Origin of the sequence: Actinophytocola glycyrrhizae (assembly GCF_042653545.1) — a bacterium.
Classification (GTDB): domain Bacteria; phylum Actinomycetota; class Actinomycetes; order Mycobacteriales; family Pseudonocardiaceae; genus Actinophytocola; species Actinophytocola glycyrrhizae.
Genome location: NZ_JBHSIS010000020.1, coordinates 110,031 through 134,312, shown reverse-complemented (window position 1 = coordinate 134,312; position 24,282 = coordinate 110,031). Strand labels below are relative to the sequence as shown.

The 24,282-nt window shown below is 70.8% G+C and carries 28 protein-coding genes; 9 read left to right on the top strand and 19 right to left on the bottom strand.

The genetic code is table 11. From position 1 onward, the window contains the following. Positions 1 to 41: 41 nt before the first annotated feature. From opcA to ACFPCV_RS28780, 7 genes are all read left to right on the top strand, one after another. Entirely contained in the window at positions 42 to 1,031 is a 990-nt protein-coding gene (gene opcA, locus ACFPCV_RS28810) for a glucose-6-phosphate dehydrogenase assembly protein OpcA (protein WP_378059516.1), read from the top strand. Continuing rightward, positions 1,028 to 1,756 (top strand): 6-phosphogluconolactonase, encoded by a 729-nt coding sequence (gene pgl / locus ACFPCV_RS28805; RefSeq protein WP_378059515.1) that lies wholly within the window; start codon positions 1,028 to 1,030, stop codon positions 1,754 to 1,756. The genes opcA and pgl overlap by 4 nt, the downstream gene beginning before the upstream one ends. A 60-nt stretch (positions 1,757 to 1,816) precedes the next feature. Further along, complete coding sequence (locus ACFPCV_RS28800) at positions 1,817 to 2,107, top strand: DUF2795 domain-containing protein (RefSeq protein WP_378059514.1); 291 nt, start codon at positions 1,817 to 1,819, stop codon at positions 2,105 to 2,107. Between the two features lie 9 nt (positions 2,108 to 2,116). Then, complete coding sequence (locus ACFPCV_RS28795) at positions 2,117 to 2,692, top strand: NADPH-dependent F420 reductase (protein ID WP_378059513.1); 576 nt, start codon at positions 2,117 to 2,119, stop codon at positions 2,690 to 2,692. A gap of 234 nt (positions 2,693 to 2,926) precedes the next feature. After that, a complete protein-coding gene (locus ACFPCV_RS28790) occupies positions 2,927 to 3,301 on the top strand; it encodes an STAS domain-containing protein (RefSeq protein ID WP_378059512.1) in 375 nt (124 codons plus the stop codon). 50 nt (positions 3,302 to 3,351) lie between these two features. Next, positions 3,352 to 3,648, top strand: a complete 297-nt coding sequence (locus ACFPCV_RS28785; RefSeq protein WP_378059511.1) for an ArsR/SmtB family transcription factor — start codon at positions 3,352 to 3,354, stop codon at positions 3,646 to 3,648. Beyond that, complete coding sequence (locus ACFPCV_RS28780) at positions 3,645 to 4,034, top strand: VOC family protein (protein ID WP_378059510.1); 390 nt, start codon at positions 3,645 to 3,647, stop codon at positions 4,032 to 4,034. Before ACFPCV_RS28785 ends, ACFPCV_RS28780 begins: the two co-directional genes overlap by 4 nt. 43 nt (positions 4,035 to 4,077) lie before the next feature. Here ACFPCV_RS28780 and ACFPCV_RS28775 read toward each other — a convergent pair whose 3' ends face one another. Further along, positions 4,078 to 4,608 carry a DUF4383 domain-containing protein gene (locus tag ACFPCV_RS28775; RefSeq protein ID WP_378059509.1) on the bottom strand — a complete coding sequence of 177 codons (531 nt, stop codon included), beginning with the start codon at positions 4,606 to 4,608 and terminating at the stop codon, positions 4,078 to 4,080. Positions 4,609 to 4,958: 350 nt separating this feature from the next. Here ACFPCV_RS28775 and ACFPCV_RS28770 point away from each other — a divergent pair, with 350 nt between their 5' ends. Next, entirely contained in the window at positions 4,959 to 6,302 is a 1,344-nt protein-coding gene (locus ACFPCV_RS28770; RefSeq protein WP_378059508.1) for a sensor histidine kinase, read from the top strand. Positions 6,303 to 6,363: 61 nt separating this feature from the next. Here the strand turns inward: ACFPCV_RS28770 and ACFPCV_RS28765 are convergent, their stop codons facing one another. Further along, entirely contained in the window at positions 6,364 to 6,705 is a 342-nt protein-coding gene (locus ACFPCV_RS28765) for an RNA polymerase-binding protein RbpA (protein WP_378059507.1), read from the bottom strand. A gap of 75 nt (positions 6,706 to 6,780) precedes the next feature. After that, positions 6,781 to 7,014: a preprotein translocase subunit SecG gene (gene secG / locus ACFPCV_RS28760; protein WP_378059506.1), complete on the bottom strand. Its 234-nt coding sequence runs from the start codon at positions 7,012 to 7,014 to the stop codon at positions 6,781 to 6,783. 223 nt (positions 7,015 to 7,237) lie between these two features. On the opposite strand from secG, the gene ACFPCV_RS28755 reads away from it, so the two are divergent. Beyond that, positions 7,238 to 8,362 carry a beta-1,3-glucanase family protein gene (locus ACFPCV_RS28755; protein WP_378059505.1) on the top strand — a complete coding sequence of 375 codons (1,125 nt, stop codon included), beginning with the start codon at positions 7,238 to 7,240 and terminating at the stop codon, positions 8,360 to 8,362. 60 nt (positions 8,363 to 8,422) lie between these two features. On the opposite strand, the gene tpiA is transcribed toward ACFPCV_RS28755, so the two are convergent. The 16 genes from tpiA to ACFPCV_RS28675 form a co-directional block, all read right to left on the bottom strand. Beyond that, a complete protein-coding gene (gene tpiA, locus ACFPCV_RS28750) occupies positions 8,423 to 9,205 on the bottom strand; it encodes a triose-phosphate isomerase (protein WP_378059504.1) in 783 nt (260 codons plus the stop codon). Beyond that, positions 9,202 to 10,419: a phosphoglycerate kinase gene (locus ACFPCV_RS28745; RefSeq protein WP_378059503.1), complete on the bottom strand. Its 1,218-nt coding sequence runs from the start codon at positions 10,417 to 10,419 to the stop codon at positions 9,202 to 9,204. The genes tpiA and ACFPCV_RS28745 overlap by 4 nt, the downstream gene beginning before the upstream one ends. 8 nt (positions 10,420 to 10,427) lie before the next feature. Then, complete coding sequence (gene gap / locus ACFPCV_RS28740; protein WP_378059502.1) at positions 10,428 to 11,432, bottom strand: type I glyceraldehyde-3-phosphate dehydrogenase; 1,005 nt, start codon at positions 11,430 to 11,432, stop codon at positions 10,428 to 10,430. A gap of 448 nt (positions 11,433 to 11,880) precedes the next feature. Then, positions 11,881 to 12,867, bottom strand: coding sequence for a DNA-binding protein WhiA (gene whiA, locus ACFPCV_RS28735; protein ID WP_378059501.1), 987 nt, complete (start codon positions 12,865 to 12,867; stop codon positions 11,881 to 11,883). 75 nt (positions 12,868 to 12,942) lie between these two features. Beyond that, positions 12,943 to 13,923 (bottom strand): gluconeogenesis factor YvcK family protein, encoded by a 981-nt coding sequence (locus ACFPCV_RS28730; protein ID WP_378059500.1) that lies wholly within the window; start codon positions 13,921 to 13,923, stop codon positions 12,943 to 12,945. Positions 13,924 to 14,062: 139 nt separating this feature from the next. Further along, on the bottom strand, positions 14,063 to 14,953 hold the full coding sequence (gene rapZ / locus ACFPCV_RS28725; protein WP_378059499.1) for an RNase adapter RapZ: 891 nt from the start codon (positions 14,951 to 14,953) through the stop codon (positions 14,063 to 14,065). After that, a complete protein-coding gene (gene uvrC / locus ACFPCV_RS28720; RefSeq protein WP_378059498.1) occupies positions 14,937 to 16,901 on the bottom strand; it encodes an excinuclease ABC subunit UvrC in 1,965 nt (654 codons plus the stop codon). The genes rapZ and uvrC overlap by 17 nt, the downstream gene beginning before the upstream one ends. A 56-nt stretch (positions 16,902 to 16,957) precedes the next feature. Further along, entirely contained in the window at positions 16,958 to 17,986 is a 1,029-nt protein-coding gene (locus tag ACFPCV_RS28715) for a GDSL-type esterase/lipase family protein (protein ID WP_378059497.1), read from the bottom strand. 133 nt (positions 17,987 to 18,119) lie between these two features. Beyond that, complete coding sequence (locus ACFPCV_RS28710; protein ID WP_378059496.1) at positions 18,120 to 18,617, bottom strand: Rieske (2Fe-2S) protein; 498 nt, start codon at positions 18,615 to 18,617, stop codon at positions 18,120 to 18,122. 114 nt (positions 18,618 to 18,731) lie between these two features. After that, complete coding sequence (locus ACFPCV_RS28705; RefSeq protein WP_378059495.1) at positions 18,732 to 19,196, bottom strand: PH domain-containing protein; 465 nt, start codon at positions 19,194 to 19,196, stop codon at positions 18,732 to 18,734. Then, entirely contained in the window at positions 19,196 to 19,693 is a 498-nt protein-coding gene (gene ribH, locus ACFPCV_RS28700) for a 6,7-dimethyl-8-ribityllumazine synthase (protein ID WP_378059494.1), read from the bottom strand. The genes ACFPCV_RS28705 and ribH overlap by 1 nt, the downstream gene beginning before the upstream one ends. A gap of 110 nt (positions 19,694 to 19,803) precedes the next feature. Continuing rightward, the gene (locus ACFPCV_RS28695) at positions 19,804 to 20,661 is read right to left on the bottom strand and encodes an intradiol ring-cleavage dioxygenase (protein ID WP_378059493.1); all 858 of its coding nucleotides are present in this window, start codon (positions 20,659 to 20,661) and stop codon (positions 19,804 to 19,806) included. A 39-nt stretch (positions 20,662 to 20,700) separates the two neighbouring features. After that, entirely contained in the window at positions 20,701 to 21,942 is a 1,242-nt protein-coding gene (locus ACFPCV_RS28690) for a bifunctional 3,4-dihydroxy-2-butanone-4-phosphate synthase/GTP cyclohydrolase II (RefSeq protein ID WP_378059492.1), read from the bottom strand. Then, positions 21,939 to 22,586, bottom strand: coding sequence for a riboflavin synthase (locus tag ACFPCV_RS28685; RefSeq protein WP_378059491.1), 648 nt, complete (start codon positions 22,584 to 22,586; stop codon positions 21,939 to 21,941). The genes ACFPCV_RS28690 and ACFPCV_RS28685 overlap by 4 nt, the downstream gene beginning before the upstream one ends. Before the next feature lie 2 nt (positions 22,587 to 22,588). Next, positions 22,589 to 23,266 (bottom strand): ribulose-phosphate 3-epimerase, encoded by a 678-nt coding sequence (rpe, locus tag ACFPCV_RS28680; RefSeq protein WP_378060036.1) that lies wholly within the window; start codon positions 23,264 to 23,266, stop codon positions 22,589 to 22,591. A gap of 31 nt (positions 23,267 to 23,297) precedes the next feature. Then, positions 23,298 to 24,278, bottom strand: coding sequence for an asparaginase (locus tag ACFPCV_RS28675; RefSeq protein ID WP_378059490.1), 981 nt, complete (start codon positions 24,276 to 24,278; stop codon positions 23,298 to 23,300). Positions 24,279 to 24,282: the final 4 nt, after the last annotated feature.

Sequence of the window (24,282 nt, the reverse complement as noted above, 5' to 3'; positions counted from 1 at the left end):
ACACGGGCGATGACGCCACGGAGCGCCAGCGAGGGGACGTCATGATCATCGACCTGCCGGCCACCACGACGTCGCAGGTGAACAGCAAGCTGGTGCACCTGCGCGAACAGGGTGGCGCGAACACCATCGGGCGCGTGCTGACGCTGGTGATCGTCACCGACGACAGCGAGCGCACCGAGGATGTCATCGACGCGGCCAACCACGCGAGCCGGGAGCACCCGTGCCGGGTGATCGTCGTCGCGCGCGGCGCGAAGAAGGCCTCGGCACGGCTGGACGCACAGATTCGTGTCGGCGGTGACGCCGGCGCGAGCGAGGTCATCGTGCTGCGGCTGTACGGCCCGCTCGCCAACGAGGGCGCTTCGTGCGTGGTGCCGCTGCTGCTGCCGGACGCGCCGGTCGTCGCGTGGTGGCCGTTCGAGTCGCCCGCGTCGCCCGCGAAGGACCCGATCGGTGCGCTGGCCACCCGCCGCATCACCGACGCGGCGGCGGAACGCAGCCCCACCAAGGCACTCGAAGCCCGCGCGAAGTCCTATTCGGACGGTGACACGGACCTCGCGTGGACGCGCCTGACGCTGTGGCGGGCGCTGCTCGCCGCCGCGCTCGACCTGCCGCCGCACGAGAAGGTGACGGGGGCTTCGGTGTCCGGCGAGAACGACTCCCCCTCCGCCGACCTGCTCGCCGCGTGGCTCGCGGCGAAGCTGCGGCTGCCGGTGAAGCGCACGAAGGCCAAGTCCGGTCAGGGCATCGTGTCGGTGGTGATGGAGCGCCGCTCCGGCAACATCGAGATCCACCGTCCCGACGGCGCGGTCGGCATGCTGTCCCAGCCGGGGCAGCCGGACCGGCGGGTCGCGCTGCAGCGGCGCGCGGTCCGCGACTGCATCGCCGAGGAGCTGCGGCGCCTCGACCCGGACGAGATCTACGAGACCGCGCTCAAGGCGCTCGGCAAGGTCGACCGCGGCGGCCGTGGCTCCGCGGCGAGCCGGAAACCGGCCGTGCGCAAGAAGGTCAAGGCGGAGGTGCCCGCGTCGTGACCACGGGTGCGACGACCGTCGTCCACGAGTCGCAGGACGAGTTGGCCGCACGGACGGCGGCCCGGCTCGCGGCGGCGCTGGCCGAGGCGCAGGCCGCCCGTGGCACGGCTTCTGTCGTGCTGACGGGCGGCCGCACCGGCGGTGCCGTGCTCGCCGCGCTGCGCGACGCGGCCACAATGTCGAAGCTGGACTGGTCGACCATCGACATCTACTGGGGCGACGAGCGTTTCCTGCCCCGCGGTGACCCGGAGCGCAACGAGACGCTGGCACGCCGGGAGTTGCTCGACCACGTGCCGGTGTCGCCGCATCGGGTGCACCCGATGGCGCCGTCGGACGGCGAGTTCGGCGACGACCCGGACGCGGCCGCCGAGGCGTACGCGGTGCTGTTGCGCGACGTGCCGTCGTTCGACGTGTGCCTGCTGGGGGTCGGCGAGGAGGGCCACACCGCCTCGATCTTCCCGCACTCCCCCGCGGTGGCGGAGACGGCACGTGCGGTGGTCGCGGTGCGGGACTGCCCGAAGCCGCCGCCGACGCGGGTGTCGCTTACGCTGCCGACGATCCGCAACGCGGAGCGGGTGTGGCTGATGACCGCGGGCGCGGGGAAGGCGGAGGCCGTCGCGGCCGCGCTCGCCGGTGCGGAGGAGGCCGATCTCCCGGCCGCGGGCGCCCGTGGGCGGCAAGAGACGCTGTGGTTGATCGACAAGGCGGCAGCCGGGGAGTACTGACGTTCCCACCTCCGTCACTTGACGGATGTCTCCGGCAACTGACAAGAACAAGATTCTTGGGTGACCCCGGACCCAGGTAACGAAACAGTAGTCCATCAGGTCTTCTGGGACCTGCCTTTTCCCGCCTATCGCTGGCAACTCATCGCACACGCCGCCGTGTACGGCGCCGACGCCGTGACCATGGCGAAGCTGCACCGGCTGCCGATGCGCCGCTATGCCGACCGCGAGGACGTCGCGACGACAATTGTCGCCACGCAGAACGCGCGCCCTCGCCCGCGCCGCTACCGGCCGATGACGATCCCCATGAACGTGCCGCACCGGTCGCTCATCGTCTCGGTCGTCGTGGACTAGGCGCCCGTCATGCGTATCGGCATCATCGGTGCGGGCCACCTCGGCACCACGCTCGGCAGGCAGTTCGCCCTCACCGGGCACGAGGTGTCGCTGTGCGGCCTGCTGGTGGCGCGCACCATGCGCGGGGTGGCGGCATTCGCCGACGTCGTGATCGTCGCGGTGCCGTTCAACCGCCACCGTGAGCTGCCGGTGGCCGAACTGGCGGGCAAGACCGTCATCGACGCCACCAACTACGATCCCGTCCTCGACGGCCCCGCCCCCGACCTCGACGACGACTGCCTGACCTCGAGCGACCTGATCCAGTGCCACCTCATCACCGCGTACGTGGTCAAGGCGCTCAACGCCATCGACTGGGAGCACCTGCGCGACCACGCCCACCGCGTCCCCCGCCGCGCCATCCCCGTGGCGGGCGACGACCTGCGGGCCAAGAAGGCCGCGATGGCCCTGGTGTCGGAGATCGGGTTCGCGCCGGTCGACGTCGGTGGCCTGTCCGTCGGCGGCCGCAAGTACCAGCCGGGAACCGGCGTGTTCTGCGCCGACCTGACGGCGGCGGACCTCCGCGCGCGGCTGCACCTCACGACCTGAGCCCGGCCCGAGGGCCGGTGGGGCGGCGCGGCCCCACCGGCCCTCCTTCCCGATGTCGGGCCACCTCGGGGGACGCGCCTTGGTTCCGGCCAGGACAAGGGGCCGCAGGGCCGGGCACAGCAGCCACGGGGAGACCGGTAGAATCCTGGTGCAGCCGACAGCCGAGGGAAGCGACGAATGGGGACAGGCCCACACCGCCTTCCGCCGGCGCATCCGCGAAATCCGGCGCCTGACGTGCAACGGATCATCGACCGCACCCTTCAGGTGCGCGTGGTACGGCACAACGAGGATCTCCACGTGTGCCGCGTCGCGGGCGAGATCGACCTGCTGACGGTCTCCACCCTCGCCACCGTGCTCGAAGACCTGCACAAGCGGGGCGTGCCCGGCATCATCGTCGACCTCACCGAGGTCACCTACTGCGCGGCGGCCGGTGTCCGCGTCCTGCTCGACGCGACCGCGCGCGCACGCTGGGCAGGCCAGCGCCTCGCGGTGGTGATCGCGAGCCTCACGGTGGCCAGGGTGCTGCGGGCGACCGAGACCGCCGAGGGCATCGAGAACTACGCGAGCCTCTCCGAGGCGATGCTGGCACTGACGAGTGACGGCTCATGAGGCGCCCCTCGCCTTGACAGGCAAGCGCCTACTTGCCTATAACTGTGTCCGTGGACGCAGACACCGACCTGTTCAAGGCTCTCGGCGACGCGACGCGACGCACCATCCTGGACGAGCTGACCGACAAGGACGGCCAGACGCTGTTCGAGATCTGTGGCCGTCTGACCATGAAGCACGGCCTGGCCTCCTCGCGCCAGGCCATTTCGCAGCACCTCGCGGTGCTCGAACAGGCCGGTCTGGTGCACACCCGGCGGCAGGGCCGTTACAAGTTCCACCACATCGACACGAGCCCGCTGCGCGCGGTCGTCGAGCGGTGGCCCATCGACCGAGAGGACCCCAACCCGTGATCCGTATCAACATCACCAGCGTGTTCGTCGACGACCAGGCCAAGGCGCTCGCCTTCTACACCGAGAAGCTCGGGTTCGTCAAGAAGACCGACGAGCCGGCAGGCGGGGCCCGCTGGCTCACCGTGGCCTCCCCCGCCAACCCCGACGGCGTCGAGCTGCTGCTGGAGCCCGACGGCCACCCCGCGACGGGCCCGTTCAAGAAGGCACTGGCCGCCGACGGCATCCCGTTCACCCAGTTCGCCGTCGACGACGTCCACGCCGAGGTCGAGCGGCTCAAGGGGCTCGGTGTCGAGTTCACGCAGGAGGCAACCGACCTGGGGCCCGTGGTCACCGCGGTCCTCGACGACACGTGCGGCAACCTGATCCAGCTCGCCGCCATGAAGTAGCCCGCCGCCCGCCCGGCCCCGCGCGGGCCGGGCGGGGCCGAGGTCAGACCCGGGAGGCGAACAGGCGAAGGCGCCGGTAGGTCGCCATCCTGGGCGCGGTGGTGTGGTCGTCTCGGCCCGGCGGCCGGTTCGGCGCCTGACGCCTGCGGACAAGCCGCGCGGGCACGTCCCGGAACGCGGTCTCCGGCACCACGAACACCGGCTCGGCCGCACGGCCACCGCTCAGGACCGCGAGGCCGATCATGCTCGCCACGAGTGACAGGTGCACGCCGACGTTGCCGGTGTGGAACGGCACGAGCGACGGGTCGATGACCGTCCCGAACTGCCACAGCAGGAAGTAGGCCACCCCGCCCGCGATCAGGAACGCCCGCGCGCCACGAGGACGGCGGCTCATGGCCAGCCCCGCGGCACCGAACCCGAGCTGCACCGCGTTGTCCAGCAGCCCTGGGCCCGCGTCCAGCACCGCGGTCGCCACGAACAACGCCGCCACCACCACGGCCGCGACCTGTCCCGGCTCCCGCCGCGACCGCCGCACCACGTGGTCGGTCCCCTGCTCCACCCCGTACTTCGCCAAGTACCCGCACCTTCCTTCGTCAGGTGGCTCCCCACCACCATGCCTTCGACAGCACGGACGCGCGTACCACCGCGCCGGTTGTCCACCGAAGATCGAACTCCGGTCGTCAGTCGTTAGGGGTCCGCGGGAATCTCCACCGGCGGCGCGGTCACGCTCGGAACCGGTCCCGTCACGGGCAGGTGGGACGTTGGCCCGCGTGCGCGAGGTGCTGGACCGTTCAGCACAAGCGTACGGCCATCCGGCAACTGGTAATTTGCTCCAGCACATTGATCTGAAACATTTCGTCCCTACCGGACGATTGTTATGTCTTCATTGGCGCGGAGCACAACTCCGGAGGGGAGGCCGAGCCTATGTCACACCGACGACAGCACCACGCGGCCGAGACACGCGACCGCGTGCCCGCCGGCGCGGAGCTGCCGCGACAACGCGCGGGCAGGAGTGAGCCCTCCTTGCGTCCCGCCCGCACCGAGACTGGAGGTTCCGTCCTGGTCGCGTCCACGTTCCCGCCCAAGACCCTCGACGACGTCCGGATCCTGCCGCGCCCGAGCCTCGCGGCGACCCGCAGGCTGCCGGGGTGGTTGACCGCGCTGCGCGCCAGCCCACGTGCCCGCGGGATCTTCTCGGACGTCGCCGCGTTGCTGCTCGCCGTGCTCGACGTGTGGCTGGTCATCCCGGCGGACGCCCCCGCCTACTCGATCTGGCTCTCCGCCGTCGCCGTGGCCGCCATGGTCATGCGAAGGCACGTGCCGTTCCTGGCCGTGCTGGTCACCGTGCCCGGCTTCATGACGGGCTGGTCGCAGCTCGCCGCGATGATCGCGCTCGGGTCCCTCGCGAAGAAGCACCAGCTGCTGTCGTGGCGGACGGTGGTCGGCTCCGTCCTCGTCTTCCTCTGCGCCTACGTGCGCTGGCCACTGTCCGAGTTCGTGGCGCTGAGCTGGCAGGAGCACCTGCTCAACGTGATCTGGGCGGTGATCATCGCGGGCATGCCGGTGGCCATCGGGCTGCTGATCGCGGCGCGGCAGGAGCTGTCGGCCCGCATCCGCGAGCTGGCGTCCAGCCGCGAACGGGAGAAGAAGCTCCTCGCCGAGACCATCCGCGCGGCGGAGCGGGCCCGGCTGGCCCGCGAGATGCACGACGTCGTGAGCCACCAGGTCACCCTCATCGCCATGCAGGCAGGCGCACTTCAGGTGTCGGCAGGCGCCGATGCCGAGGAGGCCGCGCGCACGATCCGTGAGCTGTCCACCCGCACGCTGGAGGAGCTGCGGAACCTCGTCTGCGTGCTGCGGTCCGGCGACGAGACGGAGGAGGGGCAGCCGGGGGTCGACGAGCTGGGCGACCTCGTGGCGAACTTCCGTTGCGACCAGGTGCCGGTGGCGCTGGATGTGGAGGCGCCGTCACGCCTGCCGACATCGGTGTCACACGCCGCCTACCGCACGGTGCAGGAAGCACTCACGAACGTCCGCAAGCACGCGGCCGGCGCGCGTGCGTCGGTGCGGGTGCTCGCACAGCAGGACACCCTCGTCGTCGAGGTGCGCAACGGGCGGGCGAACGCACGCGAGCCGGCTTTGCCGTCCGGCGGTCACGGACTGATCGGTCTCAGGGAACGTGCCGGGTTGCTCGGGGGCACGTTCTCCGCGGGACCGACCGCGGAGGGCGGCTTCCGGGTCTCGGCCACCTACCCCCTGGCGGGCTGAGAACCACGAAGGCCGCTGGATGGGACCTCGGTCCATCCAGCGGCCTTCGTGGGTATCTGGTTCAGCCTTCGCGCTTCTTGCGGAGCTTCGCGAGAGCCTCGGCGAGGATGGCCTCACCGTCGGCGTCCGAGCGACGCTCCTTCACGTACGCGAGGTGGGTCTTGTAGGGCTCGTTGCGCGGTGCCTTCGGAGGCTCCTGCTCGTCCCGGCCGCCCGGCAGCCCGCACCGCGGGCAGTCCCACGACTCCGGCTCCTCGGCGTCGAGCGCGAACGACGGCCGCGACTCGTGCCCGTTGGCACACCAGTAGGAGACCCGCCGGCGTGGCGCCGACTCACCCCGCTCCGACTCGCCCATTGGCCCAGCGCCGACTCGAGTACCTCGAATCGCACTACCACCAGCCATCGACTCTCACACCCCCACAAAGGTGGTTCACACGGGAAAAGGAGAAATGCCCGTCCGCCGCCGAACGGGGTGGTATCAGGCGACCTTGATGAGCAGGCCGAGCCCGATGACGCAGATGAGCCAGATCGCACCGATGAGCAGCGTCGCGCGGTCCAGGTTCTTCTCCGCGACGCTGGAGCCGGACAGGCTCGACTGCATGCCGCCACCGAAGAGTGACGATAGACCGCCACCTCGGCCGCGGTGCAGCAGGACCAGAAGGATAAGCAGCAGGCTGGTGACGATCAGACCAATCTGCAGAGCTAGTTCCATTTCATCCTCGCTGTCGACACGGGGACCGCGCCTATACGGTCGAAGCAACAGGTTACCTGGTGCCCGGTGATCGTCACGCAGTGCCCCATCGGGGCCGTGGACGGGATTGTTGCGCACGGGAACAAACTGGTCAATACTCAGGGTTGGGACTCGAACACCGATATAGCTCCGCGTGGCCTCCGCGGTGTCCAGTGCTGGACACCCGACAGTGAGGAGTACACGCATGATCTCTCGTCGCTCGTTCCTCGGGGGGCTCGCGGCGGCGACCGTCGGCGCTCCGCTCCTGGCCAGGACAGCCGGGGCAGCGCCGCTCGCACCTCTGTCACTCACCATCGCCAACGAGTCCGGCGCCGGCCCACTGTGGACCTATGTCGTCGGCACCGACCTCGCTTCCGGACGGCAGTGCAGGCTGTCCCCGGACGGGGCGCTCGTGCCGGTGTCGGAGGCCGACAACGGCCCGGACGGCTACACCGACTACGCGATCGAGGTCAGCGGCTCGCGGACGCTGTCGCTGCCGCAGGGCGTGTCCGGCCGCATCTACGTCGCCATCGGCGAGAAGCTGAAGTTCAGGTGCAACCCCGGCAACGCGCTCGCCTACCCGGCGGGCTGGGTGACGGCCGACCCGAACTACCCGGTCCTCCACGACTGCGCCGAGTTCACCTACGACGGTGCCGGCATGCACTGCAACACCACGATGGTCGACATGCTGTCGGTGCCGCTGGCCATCGAGCTCTCCGGTGCACACCAGCAGTCCACCGGCAGGCTCAGGGACGGCGGCCGGGCGGCCGTCTTCTCGGCGCTGGCAGGCACTCCCGGCTTCGAGAACCTCGTGCTGGGCGACCTGCGGGTGATCTCGCCAGGCCACGGGCTGGACGCGGGCCGGTTCGCGAACGACTACCTCGCGGGCTGGATCGACGAGGTGTGGAACCACTACCGCTCGAACACGATGACCGTCACCGCGGGCGCGAGGACGTTCACGGGTTCCGTGCAGGGCGAGCAGTTCGTGTTCGACGGCGGCGTCAGGCCGTTCGCCAAGCCGTCGACCCGCGACGTCCTGTTCTGCGACGGTGCGCTGAACGCGCCGAACGACGGCGTCACCGGCCCGGTGGCGGCGACACTGGGCGCGGGCTTCAACCGGGGCGTGCTCACCGACACCGGCGCCCAGCCGGTCGCCGACGCGGGCACGTACTACCTGCGGTCGAACGTCAACCACTACTCGCGGATCATGCACGAGAACACAGTGGACGGTAAGGCGTACGGCTTCGCCTTCGACGACGTGTGCGAGCACGCCTCCTACATCGAGGACCCGTCCCCCACCTCGATGAGGGTGACCGTCACACCGTTCTGACCGGACTCGACGGCCCCCTCCCCCGCGCGGTACGGGGAGGGGGCCGTCGAGTGCCGTTCGTCAGGGCAGCGGACCACCCGCGGCCATGGCGGAGAGCTTCGTGAACTCCTCCGCGTCCAGGCTCGCGCCGCCCACCAGGGCGCCGTCGATGTCGTCCTGCTTGACCAGGTCACCGATGTTGCCGGACTTCACCGAGCCGCCGTACAGGATGCGCACCTGCTCGGCGATCTCCTGGCCGTACTTCTCGGCGAGCTTCGCCCGGATCGCGCCGCAGACCTCCTGCGCGTCCTGCGGGGTGGCGACGCGGCCGGTGCCGATGGCCCACACCGGCTCGTACGCGACGACGACCTTGGACACCTGGTCGGTCTTGCAGCCCTTGAGCCCGGCGATCAGCTGGTCGGTCGTGTACTCGACGTGGTTGCCCGCCTCGCGCACGTCGAGCTTCTCGCCGACGCACAGGATCGGCGCGATGTCGTGCTTCAGCGCGGCCTTCACCTTGGCGTTGACCAACTCGTCGGTCTCCGCGTGGTACTCGCGGCGTTCCGAGTGGCCGACCGTGACATACGAGCAGCCGAGCTTCGCGAGCATCGGGGCCGACACCTCGCCGGTGTAGGCGCCCGAGTCGTAGCGGGACACGTCCTGCGCGCCGTAGCGCACCTTCAGCTTGTCGCCGTCCACCATCGTCTGGATGCTGCGGATGTCGGTGAACGGCGGCAGGACCGCCACCTCGACCTTCGCGAAGTACTTCTCCGGCAGGGAGAAGGCGATCTTCTGCACCAGCGCGATCGCTTCGAGGTGGTTGAGGTTCATCTTCCAGTTGCCTGCGATGAAGACCTGCCTCATGGGTGCCCCTCCAGTACCGCGATGCCTGGCAGGTCCTTGCCCTCCAGGAACTCCAGCGACGCGCCGCCGCCGGTGGAGATGTGCGAGAAGCCGCCCTCGGGCAGGCCGAGTGCGCGCACGGCCGATGCCGAGTCGCCGCCGCCGACCACGCTGTACGCGTCCGAGTCCACAATGGCCTGTGCGACCACGCGGGTGCCATCGGCGAACGGCGCCATCTCGAACACGCCCATGGGCCCGTTCCAGAAGACGGTGCCCGCGTCGGCCAGCTCCGCCGCGTACCGCTCCGCGGTGATCGGCCCGATGTCCAGGCCCATCCAGTCCTCGCGCATCTCGGCGACGAGCACGGTCTCGGTCACGGCGTCGGCCGCGAACCGGTCGGCCATCTTGACGTCGGCGGGCAGCATGATCTTCTCGCCCGCGTCCGCGAGCAGCCTCTTGCAGGTGTCGATCATCTCGCCCTCGAGCAGCGAAGAGCCGACCCCGAGCCCCTCGGCGGCCATGAAGGTGAAGCACATGCCGCCACCCACGAGGAGCTTGTCCACCCTGGGCAGCAGGGACTCGATGACCGCGAGCTTGTCGGACACCTTGGACCCGCCGAGCACCACCACGTACGGGCGGTCCGGCGTGCCGGTGAGCCTGCGCAGCACCTCGACCTCGGCCAGCACCAGCCCGCCTGCGTAGGCGGGCAGCAGCTTGGCGACGTCGTACACCGAGGCCTGCTTGCGGTGCACCACACCGAAGCCGTCGGACACGAACACCGCGCCGGAAGGACCAGCACCGGCACCGACGAGGGCGGCCAGCTCACGGGCGAACGCGCCGCGCTCGGCCTCGTCCTTGCTGGTCTCCCGCGCGTCGAACCGGATGTTCTCCAGCAACGCGACCTCGCCGTCCGCCAGACCCTCCACGGTGGACCTGGCGGAGGCGCCGACCACGTCGTCCGCGAGCGTCACGGTCGCGTCGAGCAACTCGTTCAGCCGGGCCGCGACGGGCGCGAGCGAGTACTTCGGCTCCGGCGTGCCCTTGGGGCGGCCGAGGTGGGCCGTGACGACCACCCGCGCACCCGCCTCGGCCAGCTTGCCGATCGTGGGCAGCGACGCGCGGATGCGGCCGTCGTCGGTGATGGTCCCACCGTCGAGGGGCACGTTCAGGTCGGCGCGCACCAGGACGCGCCGACCCGACACACCCTCGGCGAGGAGGTCGTCGAGAGTCTTCATCCGGCGCCTCAGAGCTTGGACGCGACGAGCGCGGTCAGGTCCGCGAGACGGTTCGAGTAGCCCCACTCGTTGTCGTACCAGCCGTACACCTTGACCTGGTTGCCGATGACCTTGGTGATCGGCGCGTCGTAGATGCACGACGCCGGGTCGGTCACGATGTCGGAGGACACGATCGGGTCCTCGCTGTAGCGCAGGATGCCCTTGAGCGGGCCCTTGGCGGCGGTGCGGTAGGCGGCGTTGACCTCGTCGACGGTGACCTCCTTGCCGAGGTCGACCGTCAGGTCGGTGATCGAGCCGGTCGGCACCGGGACGCGCAGCGAGTAGCCGTCGAGCTTGCCGTTCAGCTCCGGCAGGACCAGGCCGATGGCCTTGGCGGCGCCAGTGGAGGTCGGCACGACGTTCAGCGCGGCCGCACGGGCACGGCGGAGGTCCTTGTGCGGGCCGTCCTGCAGGTTCTGGTCCTGCGTGTACGCGTGAATCGTGGTCATCAGGCCCTTCTCGATGGTGAACGCATCGTGGAGGACCTTGGCCAGCGGCGCCAGGCAGTTGGTGGTGCAGGAGGCGTTGGAGATGATGGTCTGCGAGCCGTCGTAGAGGTGCTCGTTGGCGCCGATGACGACCGTCAGGTCCTCGCCCTTGGCCGGCGCGGAGATGATGACCTTCCTGGCACCGCCCTCGTCGACGTGCTTGCGCGCGTCGTCACCCTTGGTGAAGAACCCCGTCGACTCGATGACGACGTCGACACCGAGGTCCTTCCACGGCAGCTTGCCGGGGTCACGCTCGGCGAAGGCCTTGATGGTCTTGCCGTCGACGGAGATGCCCTCGTCGGTCGCCTTGACCTCGAACGGCAGCCTGCCCAGGACACTGTCGTACTTCAGCAGGTGGGCCATGGTCGCGACATCGCCGAGGTCGTTGAAGGCCACGATCTCGATGTCGTGCTCGCTGGCCTGCACCGCGCGCCAGAAGTTGCGGCCGATACGGCCGAAGCCGTTGACGCCTACCCGAACGGTCACCGTGCGTCTCCTCGTGCTCGTGATTGTCGGTCAGCCCGACCCACCCTATCGCCCGAGGTTGGCCTGGTCGCGGGATGTGCGGGCAACGCAACTGTATCGAATCAGTTGGCGGCCGCGCGCGGGGGCCGGAACTGGTTCTCGGGATTTTCCGACCGGAGGCGTATCTGAGTACCGGGCCCTTGCTCTTGTGTTGGCGTAGGGGGGCGCTGGGAGTGGCGACGAGGCGGGGGACGGCTCGACGCCAAGGGGGGTGCGGCACCCGGGAAAGGCGGGGCCTGCCTGATTGCGTGGGGGTCAATCAGGCAGGTCTCGCGCCATGTCAGCCGACGAGCGCTGGATCCGGCGACGCCGTCGGGGCGGTCGTGTGCTGGTCACATCGGTCGAACGGTTGGGGGCCTTCGGCATTGCGTGGGCACAGCGAGCCCCGCGTCGCGGCGCCGTCGGTCGTCTAGACCTCGGCTTCGAGCATCTCCTGGGTCACCGCCGACTCGGTGTCGGGCAGGCCGAGTTCCTTCGCGCGCTTGTCGGCCATCGCCAGCAGCCTGCGGATGCGGCCGGCGACCGCGTCCTTGGTCATCGGCGGGTCGGACAGCTGGCCCAGCTCCTCCAGCGACGCCTGCCGGTTCGACAGCCGCAGCTTGCCCGCCGCGCTCAGGTGCTCCGGCGCGGAAGAACCCAGGATCTCCATGGCCCGCTGCACCCTTGCCGCGGCGGCGACCGCCGCGCGGGCCGAACGGCGCAGGTTCGCGTCGTCGAAGTTCGCGAGGCGGTTGGCCGTCGCACGGACCTCGCGGCGCATCCGCCGCTCCTCCCACGCCAGCACCGACGTGTGCGCGCCGAGCCGCGTCAGCATCGCGCCGATCGCGTCGCCGTCGCGGACCACCACCCGGTCCGCGCCGCGGACCTCCCGCGACTTGGCCTGGATGCCCATCCGCCGCGCCGCGCCCACCAGCGCCAGCGCGGCCTCCGGACCGGGACAGGTGATCTCCAGCGCCGACGAGCGGCCCGGCTCGGTCAGCGAACCATGCGCGAGGAAAGCACCCCGCCACGCCGCCTCCGAGTCGCACACCCCCCCGGACACGACCGCGGCGGGCAGCCCCCGCACCGGGCGGCCACGCTGGTCGAGCAGACCGGTCTGGCGGGCGAGGCCCTCACCGTCGCGCACCACCCGCACGACGTACCTGGTGCCCTTCCGCAGCCCACCGGAGGCGAGCACGTGGATGTCCGCGTTGTGCCCGTACAGGTCGTGGATCTCCTTGCGCAGCCGCCGTGCGGCCGCGCCGGTGTCCAGCTCCGCCTCGACGACCACCCGGCCGCCCACGATGTGCAGACCGCCCGCGAACCGCAGAAGCGACGACACCTCGGACCGCCTGCAACACGTCTTGGACACCGCGAGCCTGCTCAGCTCGTCCTTGACCGCCGCGGTCATCGCCACGATGGTTGCTCCTCTCCCACCACGCGTGCCCCCTCCCACAGGGACACGCCTCCCACGCAGGCGTACATCCCACCATCAACCGTCGGCACGCGCCGACCTGACCGCCTCGAACGCGCCCCGCAGGCTCTCGGCAAGGGCCGCTGGGTCGTGCCGTTCCCGCGCCCCGGGGGACGCGATCGCGTCCAACCGCAGCCGCGCACCGAGCGTGGAAGCCGCGCGGCGCAGGCGGTCCGGCGTCGACACGGAGTCGGCGTCGGCGATCACCGCGTCCACCCGCAGGCGCGGTGCGTGCTCGCAGAGTACGTCCAGATGCCGCTCTGGGGAGAAGCCCGCGGTCTCACCCGGCTGAGGGACCAGGTTCAGTACCACGATGCGGGACGCGGCCGTGTCGATCAGCGCCTCGTGCAACTCCGGGACCAGCAGGTGCGGCAGCACGCTGGTGAACCACGAGCCCGGCCCGAGCAGCACCACGTCCGCCTCGAGCACCGCGGTGACCGCGGCCGCGCACGCCTTCGGCACGCCGCCCGCCGCACCGTGGGGCTCCCCCGCCGTGTGCAACCGGATCCGCTGCACCCGGCCGGGTGTGGTCGCCACCGCCACCTGCCCGCGAATCCGCCGGACCGCGTCCGGGTCCTCGTCGAGGCCGACCACGTCCGCCTCGATGTCGAGGGGCTCGGTGCACATCGGCAGCACGCGGCCCCGCACACCCAGCAGGCGCGCGGCCTCGCCGAGCGCGGCGACCGGATCGTCGAGGAGCTCGAGCAGCGCGGCGAGGACCAGGTTGCCGACCGCGTGCCCGGCGAGGGCACCGGTGCCGCCGAAGCGGTGCTGGAAGACCGTCGCCCACAGCGAGTTCTCGTCGTCCTCCCCGGCGAGCGCGGCCAGCGCCTTGCGCAGGTCGCCAGGGGGCAGGAGCCCCAGCTCGCGGCGCAGCCTGCCGGACGAGCCACCGTCGTCGGCGACGGTGACCACCGCGGACACGTCCGGCGTCAGCCGCCGCAGCGCCGACAGCGTCGCGTGCAGTCCCCGCCCCCCGCCGAGGGCAACCGCCTTCACGACCGCTCCTCGCCGGCCGTGAACGGCCGCTCGCGGCCGAGCCTCGTCCTCCGGTCCGCTCCGCTGACTCCGCTCACAGTCCTCCGGTCCGCTCCGCAAGCTCCGCTCACGGCTTTCTGGTTCGCTCCCCAAGCTCCGCTCACTCGCGCCCCAGGTCCCGGTGGACCACCTTCACCGCCATCCGGTCCTCGTCGGCGAGCCGCCGTGACAGCTCCTCCGAGATCGCCACGCTGCGGTGCTTGCCGCCGGTGCAGCCGATCGCGAGCGTCAGGTACCGCTTGCCCTCCCGCCGGTAGCCCGCTCCGATCAGGCGCAGCAGCTCGTGATAGCGGTCGAGGAACTCCTCGGCGCCCTCCTGGGTGAGCACGTAGTTCCGCACGTCCGTGTCCTTGCCGGTGAGGTCCTTCAGCTCCGGGATCCAGAACGGGTTCGGCAGGAACCGCACGTCCATGACCAGGTCGGCGTCCATCGGGATGCCGTACTTGTAGCCGAACGACAGCACGGTGACCTTGGTGGTGCTCGACGCGTCGCTGCCGAACGCGTCCTCGATCTTGGCGCGCAGCTGGTGCACCGACAGCGTGGACGTGTCGAGCACGAGGTCGGCGTCCTCGCGCAGCGGGCCCAGCAGGTCGCGCTCGGCCTTGATGCCGTCGATCAGCCTGCCGTCGCCCTGCATCGGATGGCCGCGGCGCACCTGCTCGAACCGGCGGACCAGCACCTCGTCGGTCGCCTCGAGGAACACGACGCGTGGCTTGTACCCGCTCGCGTCCAGGTCCTTGATGATCGACGCGAGGTCCTCGGTGAACGCGCGGCTGCGCACGTCCATCACCACGGCCACCTTCGTCACCGCGCCCTGCGCCTTCGCGCCGAGCTCGACCATGGTGGAGATCAGCTCGGGCGGCAGGTTGTCGACGACGAACCAGCCCAGGTCCTCGAGGCACTTGGCCGCGGTGCTGCGGCCGGCGCCGGACAGGCCGGTCACCACCGCGACCTCCACGCCCTGTGCGTGATCCTCAGGAGCTTCGGTCATGAGTTTCTCCAGTGGTCGTCTTGTCCGTTTCCGCTGCCAGCGCACTGTGTACCAAAGCCGCTGTGTGCGCGCCGATTCCCGGTACACCGCTGATGTCGTCGACGGTGGCCTGGCGCAACCGTTTGAGCGAACCGAAGTGCTTGAGCAGGGCCGCCTTGCGGCTCTGCCCGAGACCCGGGATGCCGTCGAGCGCGGAGGTGATCATCCGCTTCGACCGCTTCTGCCGGTGGTAGGCGATCGCGAACCGGTGCGCCTCGTCCCGGACCCGCTGCAGCAGGTAGAGGCCCTCACTCGTGCGCGAGAGGATGGTCGGCTCCGGGTCGGCGGGCAGCCACACCTCCTCGAGGCGCTTCGCGAGCCCGATGACGGCGACATCCTGGATGCCCATCTCGGCGAGCACGTCCGCGGCCGCGTTGGCCTGCGGGCCCGCACCGTCGACCACCAGCAGGTTCGGCGGGTAGGCGAACTTCCTCGGCCGCCCGGTCTCCGGGTCGATGCCCGCCCGCTGCTCCTCCCTGGTCTCCTGCAGGTAGCGGTGGAAGCGGCGGCGGACCACCTCGGCGATCGACGCGACGTCGCCCTCGGTGGCCGCCTCCCTGATCGCGAAGCGGCGGTACTCGGACTTGCGTGCCAGCCCGTCCTCGAACACGACCAGCGACGCCACCACGTCGCTGCCCTGGATGTGGCTGATGTCGATGCACTCGATGCGCAGCGGCGCGGTGTCGAGACCGAGCGCGTCCTGCAGCTCCTGCAGCGCGGCCGAGCGGGCGGTGAGGTCACCGGCGCGGCGCAGCTTGTGCAGCTGGAAGGCGTCCTTGGCGTTGCGTTCGAGGGTTTCCATCAGCGCCCGCTTGTCGCCGCGCTGGGGCACCCGGAGCTGGACGCGGGAGCCGCGCAGCTCCGTCAGCAGGTCGCTCATGGCGTCCGCGTCGTCGGGCAGCGCGGGGACCAGCACCTCGCGCGGGACCGGGCTGACGTCGTCGTCTTCCGCCAGTTCGGCCTGGTCGCCGTAGAACTGGATGAGGAACTGGTCGACCAGCCCGGCTGTGCCGTCCCCGTCGATCTCGTCCGAGATCTTGTCGATGACCCAGCCGCGCTGCCCCCGGACCCGGCCGCCGCGGACGTGGAACACCTGGACCGCGGCCTCCAGCTCGTCGTGCGCGAACGCGACGACGTCGGCGTCGGTGCCGTCGCCGAGGACGACCGCCTGCTTCTCCATCGCGCGCCGCAGCGCGGACAGGTCGTCACGGAGGCGGGCCGCGCGCTCGAACTCGAGGTCGGCGGCGGCCGCGTTCATCTCCTTGTCGAGCCGCTTCACCATGTGGTCGGTGCGGCCGGCGAGGAAGTCGCAGAAGTCCTCGACGATGTCGCGGTGCTCGTCGGCCGACACCCGGCCCACGCACGGGGCCGAGCACTTGCCGATGTAGCCGAGCAGGCAGGGGCGGCCGATCTGTCCGTGCCGCTTGAAGACGCCGCTCGAGCAGGTGCGCGCCGGGAAGACACGCAGCAGCAGGTCGAGGGTCTCGCGGATGGCCCATGCGTGGGCGTACGGGCCGAAGTACCGCACGCCCTTGCGCCTGGGCCCCCGGTAGACGTGCAGGCGCGGGTAGTCCTCGTGCAGCGTCACCGCGAGGACCGGGTAGGTCTTGTCGTCCCGGTAGCGGACGTTGAACCGGGGGTCGAACTCCTTGATCCAGTTGTACTCGAGCTGGAGCGCCTCGACCTCGGTGGTGACCACCGTCCACTCGACGCTGCCCGCGGTCGTGACCATCTGCCGGGTCCGGGGGTGCAGCATCGCCACGTCGGCGAAGTAGGAGTTGAGGCGACTGCGCAGCGACTTCGCCTTGCCGACGTAGATGACCCGGCCCCCCGGGTCACGAAACTTGTACACCCCAGGCGCGTCCGGAATCGTGCCCGGCGACGGACGATATGTCGACGGATCAGCCACCCGGCCAGCCTACGGCGGACCACCGACAAAGCCGGACGCACCCGCCGCGCGTGCTGCTACGGCACGGCGTGCACGTTGCCGTCCGCGCCGATCAGGCACCGCGCCGAGTTCGCTCCCGAGTTCACGAACTCGGTGACGCACCTGCCCAGCTGCGCGTGACCCCTCGCGTTCGGGTGGAAGGACTCCTGCGCCATGTGGATGCCGATGGCGTCGAGGCCGCCGGTCACCCACGCCCACGGGTCGACCTTGACCCGGTTCTGCCACTCGGTGGACGAGTCGCCGTAACCGCTGCAGGCCTCGTGGCCCTCGGTCGCCCGCGAGAAGTCGAGGAACTTCGCGCCGGAGCGGGTCGCGGCACCGCGCAGGGCCTCGGAGAGCTGCGGCACCGCCTCGGTGCGGCCGTAGCCCGCGTCGGCCAGCTTGAACGGACAGCCCTGAGGACCGTGCAGCGTCGCGTCCATACGCTCGGTCAGCGGGGACGCGTAGGAAGTCAGGATGAGGTTGTAGGAGCCGTCGGCGTAGCCTGCCTGCGACATGGCGGTGCGGACGTCGGCCAGTGCGACCTCGACGCGCGGTGCCATGGCCGCGACCCGCTGCGGCCACTCGGTGCGCAGGTCCTTGCGGCAGCCGGAGCCGAACGGGTTGAACCACTCTGCGATGCAGTCGAGGATCGTGTCCGCGAACGCGGGCTCGTCGTTGGCGCCGACCTGCACGACGACCGTCGTGACCCGGTACTGCTGTGCGATGCCGATCAGGCGGCGGGCCTGTGACCCCTCCGTGTAGTGCGTGGTGTCGGCGAGCGACACGTTGGCGGCCTCGGCGCCGCTGCACGCGAGGTTGATGGTGTGGTCGGCTACCGAGGTCCGGTGTACCAGCGCGTTGGCGGAGCGGTGGCACCAGTTGCCGTTCTCGCCTCTGGTTCCCGCCTCGTAGTCGCCTGCGCCCTCACCGGAGATGGCGCTGTCGCCGAGCGAGACGATGGCGGTCGGACGGTCGTCGGCGACGCTCGCCGCCGGGCTGGCGACGGTGAGACCGCCCGCCAGTAAGGCTCCGACGGCGAGAGCGGTGATCTTCGTTGATCGCATGACCTGACTCCCCGAGCACACGCGGCGGTCGCCCGCCTACGTAAGGTTACGGCGACCTCACCCTACGGCCCGGCCACACGGGGTGGCTATAACCCGAACGGACCTCACGTTTGCTCGGGGAGCTGGGGAGCGGTCAGGCGAGCACGATCTGGTCGCCTTCGACCTGGACCTCGACCGTGGGCAGCGGCTGCGTCGCCGGGCCCTTCTTCACGGCGCCGGTTTCGGTGTCGAACTCGCTGCCGTGGCTCGGGCAGACGGTCACGCCGTCCGTGGGCGCGCCGACGATCGTGCCCATGTGGGTACAGGCGGCGTTGTAGGCCTTGACCTCGTCACCCGTGCGGGCGAGCAGGATCTTGCCGCCGGCCGGGTTGTCGACGATCAGCCCGCCGCCGTCGGGCACGTCGGCGAGCGCGGCAAGGCCCTGTGCGCCACCGCCACCGCCCGTGGGCGTGGCGCCGCCGCCGGTCGTGCCGTCGGCGGTGCCGCCGCTCGACGAGCCGCCGTCCGAGCAGGCGGCGACCAGCGCGCCTGGCGCGACGAGCGCGACCATCAGGCCACACAGGACATCGCGGCGCGACCGGGGGCCGGTCGTGGGGGTGTTCGTGGGCGTGGTGGGTTCGACGGCAGTCAAGCCGGGCCTCCAGGGTGTCTCGGCGGACGGGTCCAACGATCTACACGTAGCCCTACGCACCCGCACACCGAATGGTTCAGCGCGGTTGCCCCGGATGGCGGCGTCGGCGCGGCTTCACTGCTGGGCGGACTCCGCCTGCGCGGCCGGCTCGGCCTTCGCTTCCGCTTCGCGGCGCAGGCGGCGCAGTTCGCGCATGGCGGCGACGGCGTGCTCGCCGTCGATGGCCTGCACGGCCAGCACCGGCACGTACTCGTCGTCCGGCAGCTCCAGACGGGCCCACGCGGAGCCGTCCGGGAAGCTCACCGACTCGATCTCCGACCACGCGTAGCGGCGGCTGCCGAGCATGTTGCGGACCTCGACGCCGTCGAGGTCCGCGCGCACGCGGGGGCGGCCGAACATCAGGGCGCCACACGCGATCAGCACGCCGATGCCGACCATCGCGATCTGGTCGGACAGGTAGAAGTACACGCCGGTCGGGGTGTTGCGCAGGAGGACCGCGACCACGGTGAACACCGCGACGAAGATCACCGCGCCGATGACCGACAGCACGCGGACCTTGCGCGGGCGGGCCTGGAACATCACTCGAACCCCCGTTCGGTCCACGGCTGACGCAGGCCGCGGACCACCATCGCGGTGTCCAGCGCGGCGACCGTCGCCTCGAAGCCCTTGTCCTCGGTGGAGTCCGGCAGGCCGCACCTAGCCAGCGCCTGCTCCTCCTTGTCCACGGTCAGCACACCGTTGCCGACCGGGGTCGACTCGTCGAGCGAGACCCTGGTGAGGCCGTAGGTCACCGCGTCGCACACGTACTCGAAGTGCGGGGTGCCGCCGCGGATCACCACGCCGAGCGCGACGACCGCGTCGTGGTGCTTGGCCAGTTCCTGGCACACGACGGGCAGCTCGACCGCGCCCGGCACACGGACCACCGTCGGCTCCTTCACCCCCGCCCTCGCCGCGGCCGCGAGCGCCCGCTCCAGCAGCGTGGACGTGATCCTGTCGTGCCACCTGGTCGCCGCGATCGCGAGCCGGATGCCTTCGCAGTCCTGGATCTCGACCTCGGGACGGCCTTCGCCACTCACGCTCGCGTGCCTCCTCAGAACGACGCCGAACACCCGAAATTATCCCCTCCGTGCGCGAGCCGGGCGGCTCGGGTCGGAAGCACCCCGCGAAAACCGACCGGTCAGCCGGTTCAGCGTGTGTCGACGCCGACCGCCAGCACCACCGTGTAGCCGCTCGCGACGTCGCCGGTGACCGTCGCGAGCTGCAGCGCCCCGTCGTCGTCGCCGAACACGTTGTCACCGGCCAGGCTCACCCGCGACAGGTTCGCGACGGAGTCCTCGTAGCCGCTTTCCGCGTACACGGCCTCGCACACGTCCTGCGGCAGCGCCACCTGCGACGTGGCGACCGCGTTGGCCGCGTCGGTGATGCTCGCCTGGTCCGGGTAGACCTCGAAGTGGATGTGCGGCCAGCGGCCGTCGTAGCAGGCCGGGAAGACGCTGGTGAACGTGACCTTCCCGGCGCTGTCCGCGATCTGCACGCCACGCAGGAAGTTCTGGTCCTCGACGCCTTCGGAGTACATCGAGTAGCCGCCCTCGCGGGTGCAGTGCCAGACGTACACCGCGACACCGGCGAACGCCGACCCGCCGCCCGCCAGGTCCGAGATGGTCAGCTCGAGTGTCATCGGCACACCTTCCGCGGTGCCGCTGAACTCGCCGAAGCTCGACCGGATGTCGCCGCGCACGATGCCGCTCTGCTCCAGCACGTCCGGCCCGTTGGACCCGTCCCCCGGGTAGGGCCCGGCCGTCTCGTCGGGGATCTCCCCGGCGGCGCCGGACGACGAGTCCGACGTGGCGGTCGACGACGTGGCGGGATCGCTCGACGTGCCGCCGGTCCCGCACGCGGTCAGCCCGACCGCGGCGGCACCGAGTCCGAGGAACCGGAGCGCGGCTCGGCGGCTGTGGAGCGTGCCGAGGTCGAAACCGAGGCCCTGGTCGACGACCTCGTCGTGCGGTCGGGGCAGCGGACGGCCCTCATAACTGTGCGTCATGACAGTGACGCTAAGACCGAAGTCTGTGCGCCGCCTGTGCTAGGTCTGTGTCAGCCCCTCGTAGAACTCCAGGTCACCCAGCTCGTGGCCCATGCGGTCGCGCTTGGTGCGCAGGTACCGCAGGTTCTCCGCGTTCGGGCGGATCGGCAGCGGCACCCGGTCCACGATCCTGAGCCCGTAGCCGTCCAGGCCGACCCGCTTGGCCGGGTTGTTCGTCAGCAACCGCATCGACTTGATGCCGAGGTCGACCAGGATCTGCGCGCCCTGCCCGTAGTCGCGGGCGTCCGCGGGCACGCCGAGCGCGAGGTTCGCGTCGACCGTGTCGGCGCCGCTGTCCTGCAGCTGGTAGGCCTGCAGCTTGTGCATGAGTCCGATGCCGCGGCCCTCGTGCCCGCGCATGTACAGCACCACGCCGCGGCCCTCGGCGGCGACGGCGGCGAGGGCGGCGTCCAGCTGCGGCCCGCAGTCGCAGCGCAGCGACCCGAACACGTCGCCGGTCAGGCACTCCGAGTGCACGCGGACCAGTACGTTCTCGCCGTCCTCGATGGCGCCGTACACCAGCGCGATGTGCTCGATGCCGTCCAGTTTGGAGTCGTAGCCGACCGCGCGGAACGCGCCGTGCGCGGTGGGGATCCGCGCCTCGGCGACGCGGACGACCTGGACCTCCTTGCGCCGGCGGTAGTCGATCAGGTCGGCGATCGAGATGATCGCGAGGTCGTGCTCGGCGGCGAAGACCTCCAGCTCGTCACGGCGGGCCATGTCGCCCTCGTCCTTCTGCGACACGATCTCGCACAGCACGCCCGCCGGCCGCAGCCCGGCCAGCACGGCCAGGTCGACGGCGGCCTCGGTGTGCCCCGGGCGGCGGAGCACGCCACCCTCCTTGGCCCGCAGCGGCACCACGTGGCCGGGGCGGGTGAAGTCAACTGCCTGCGACGTCACGTCCGCGAGCAGCCGGATCGTGTGCGCGCGGTCGGCGGCGGAGATGCCGGTGCTCACGCCTTTCCTGGCGTCGACGGTGACGGTGTACGCGGTGCCGCGCACGTCCTGGTTCGTGTGGAACATGGGCGGCAGGTCGAGCCGGTCGCAGTCGGACTCGGTGAGCGGCACGCAGATGTACCCGGACGTGTACCGGACCATGAACGCCAGCAGCTCGGGTGTGGCCTTCTCGGCGGCGAAGATCAGGTCGCCCTCGTTCTCGCGGTCCTCGTCGTCGACCACGATCACCGGACGTCCCGCGGCGATGTCCGAGATCGCCTTCTCGATGCCCTCGATGTCGCTCATGAGGCCTCCTCCGCCGTCACGTCATTGTGCTCGGTCAGTGCCCCGGCGGTGTGCAAGTGTGGCAGGGCCAACCGCTCGACGTACTTGGCGACGACGTCGACCTCCAGGTTGACCCGGTCGCCCGGGGTGCGGACACCGAGCGTGGTGGCACGCAGGGTCTCCGGGATGAGGCTCACGGAGAACCAGTCGTCTGCCACCTCGACCACGGTGAGCGACACACCGTCGACGGTGATGGAGCCCTTCTCGACGAGGTAGCGGGCCAGGCCCTTCGGCAGGCCGACGCGGACGAGGTCCCAGTGCGGCGAAGGATCGCGGGACAGGATCACCCCGGTCCCGTCGACGTGGCCCTGCACGATGTGCCCGCCGAACCGCTTGCCGACCTCGGCGGCCCGCTCCAGGTTGACCGGCTCACCGGCGGTGATCTTGTCCAGGCTGCTGCGTACCAGTGTCTCGCGCATGACGTCGGCGGTGAACGCCCCGCCGTCGATCTCGACGACGGTCAGGCACACGCCGTTGACCGCGATCGAGTCGCCCTGCTTCGCGTCGCTGGTGACGAGCGGCCCCGCGATCGTGATGCGGGCGGCATCCGGCAGGTCCTGGACGGCGACGACCTCGCCGCGCTCTTCGACGATCCCCGTGAACACCCCTACATCGTCCTTTGGTCGCGCACCGGCCGCATCGCTGACCGTGCTAGGTCACGCAGCACGCCGACCGCCTTGGCCGGGTCGTCCGCGCCGTACACCGCGGACCCCGCCACGAAGCAGTCGACGCCGGCCGCCGCGGCCTGCTCGATCGTGTCGGCGTTGATCCCGCCGTCGATCTCGACCAGTACGCGCAGCTCACCGGCGTCGACCATGGCCCTGGCCCTGCGGACCTTGTCGAGCACGTCGACCATGAACTCCTGCCCGCCGAACCCGGGCTCGACGGACATCACGAGCAACGTGTCGTAGTGGCTCAGCAGTTCCACGTACGGCTCGAACGGGGTCTTCGGCTTGATCGACAACCCGGCCTTGGCGCCTGCCGCGCGGATGTCGTTGGCGAGCTTGACGGGGTCCGCGGCCGCCTCGACGTGGACGGTCACGTTGTGCGCGCCCGCCTCCGCGTACCCGACCGCCCACCGGTCCGGGTCGTCGATCATGAGGTGGCAGTCGACCGGGATCTCGGTGCTGGCCAGGATCGCCTTCACCACCGGCAGCCCGATCGTCAGGTTCGGCACGAAGTGCCCGTCCATGACGTCGACGTGCAACCAGTCGGCGCCCTTCACGGACTGGGCAGCCTCGGCGAGCCGTGCGAAGTCGGCGGACAGGATGCTTGGCGCGATCATCGGCGTTCGTGACACGTCTGCGAGCCTATTACTACCTGTACAGATCGAACGCCTGGGTGATCCGCGACCTGGGTGTCCCCTCGGCGAGGAGCAGGGTGAGCAGCACCCGCGACTTGGCCGGGTCGAGGAACCCGGACTGGATGAGGCCGCGGTCGAGCAGGTCGCGTTCCGAGCCCGGGTAGCCGTAGGTGTGCCGCAGCACCGAACCGGCGCCGGTCCTGGTCGACAGGACCACCGGCACGCGCGCGGCCTGCTCGGCGACCGCCGGGACCATCGTGGCCGGCACGTGCCCGGCGCCGAGACCCGCGATGACGATGCCGTCGAACAGGTCGCCGGAGCGGCGCAACAGGGCGCCGTCGTCCCCCATCGCGACCGTGATCAGCCCGGCGCGGACATCGCGGACGCGTGGGTGTGCCTCCAGGGTGAGGCCGGTGCGGGCGACGCCGCGGATGCGCGGGTCGCCCTCGACGACCAGCCCGAGCGGGCCGAAGCCGGGTGAGACGAACGCGCCGGTGCTGCTGGTGTGGCTCTTGCGGACGAACCTGGCGCCGTGGATCTCGTCGGACATCACGACGAGCGTGCCGAGCCCGGCGGCGGCGGGTGAGAGCGCGACGCGGATCGCCGCGTACAGGTTCGCCGGACCGTCCGGTCCCGCCGAGTGCGGGTGCCGCATCGCGCCGGTGACCACGACGGGCGCGTCACCCGCGACGGTCAGGTCGAGGAAGAACGCGGTCTCCTCGATGGTGTCGGTGCCGTGGGTGACCACCACGCCGGTCGCCCCGGCCGCGATCTCGGCCCGGACCCGCGCCGACAGCGCGACCAGGTCGGCGAACCCGAGCGAAGGACTGGGCAGCGACCGCAGCGACTCGGTGGTGATCTTCACGTCCAGGTCGGCGAGGCCGGGCACGGACGCCACCAGCTCCTCGGCGCCGAGCGCGGGCACGATCCCGCCGCTGGCGCTGGGGGCCATCGCGATGGTGCCACCCATCGAGATCACCGCGACCCGGTTCATCGCC